The sequence below is a fragment of the Salinispora cortesiana genome, assembly GCF_000484695.1.
In the GTDB taxonomy this organism is placed as follows: Bacteria; Actinomycetota; Actinomycetes; order Mycobacteriales; family Micromonosporaceae; genus Micromonospora; species Micromonospora cortesiana.
Map to the genome: position 1 here is coordinate 1 of NZ_AXVR01000202.1, position 1,040 is coordinate 1,040.

Here is a 1,040-nt window from a genome sequence, read left to right on the forward strand (position 1 = left end):
AGGAGGTACCACCAGGTGTTCGTCCCGGTGGCGGCCTGGCCGCCGTCGCCGCTGGGCACCCCGGCCGGGGTGGAGTGCAGGCCGGTGATGGTCTGTGCCACGACCTCGAGGGTGCCGGCATCGGCCGAGCCGAACGCGTAGACGATAGTCGCGGTACCCTCGCTTAATTCCAGGTCGGCGGGGCCGATCGTGACTGTCTCCGTGCCGGCGAGTACAGCATCCGCTTCGACCGTTCCGGCTTCCATATCAACCTTGGCCTCATTCGAGTTGGTCAGGTTGGTGAAGATCGAAGTGCCGTCGGCCCGGACGTCCATCGCCGGAGCGGCAGCGATGTGCCGGGCGATCAGCCGGGACTTGCCGGCTTCCACCTTCGAGGTGTCGTTGACAAACGAGGTGATCTTCGGATCGCCGCTCGCGTCCAGGTGGGCGGCGAGGCTGATGTTGGTTCCGCCCAGCACCTCCGCGTCGTCAACCGTGAGGATCGCGTTGGCCACCGGCTCGCCCGGCTTAGTCAGCACGATGTCGTACACGCCCGCCGCCAGGCTCAGCGGGCCCGCCACCTCGCCGGGCGCGAAATTGTCCAGCGTTTTCTCTCCATTGAGGTACACGTCGACCGGGGTGCCCGGGATGCCATGGATCGCAGAGACCTCGGCTGTGGCCGCGTAAGCCGGGGTCGCGGTGAGCGCACTGACTCCGGCGAACGTCAGCGTGGCGAGCACGCCACCTGCGGCCACCCGACGAAAGTACGAGAGCTGCATGCCTGCCTCCTGGTGATTAGTCCTGATTGGTCAGGCTAGCTGGTAGAGAGCATTACGCTCGCTCCACACAAGCGGATGCGGCCGAAAAGAGTTTTGTCTTTCGACATCGCCGCATTCACGCGGGCCTCAGCCGATGAGCCACCCTGTCGAATCCGTCGCGGGCCGCAAGGCGTAGGCGGCCAGCGTGGCGACGGTGAGGGCGGCGCCGGCGGCCATCGCCGCCAGCGCCCCGCGGTGGCGTACCGTCACCGGTTGCTCCTCCGGGTGGTGGCGAACCGGGCT

The 1,040-nt window shown here is 67.2% G+C and carries 1 protein-coding gene; it reads right to left on the reverse strand.

Annotated elements, in window-relative coordinates; genetic code table 11:
- Positions 1–758: DUF4397 domain-containing protein (locus K228_RS0125215; RefSeq protein ID WP_025620825.1), on the reverse strand; the 758-nt coding region annotated here is incomplete at its 3' end.
- Positions 759–1,040 lie beyond the last annotated feature (282 nt).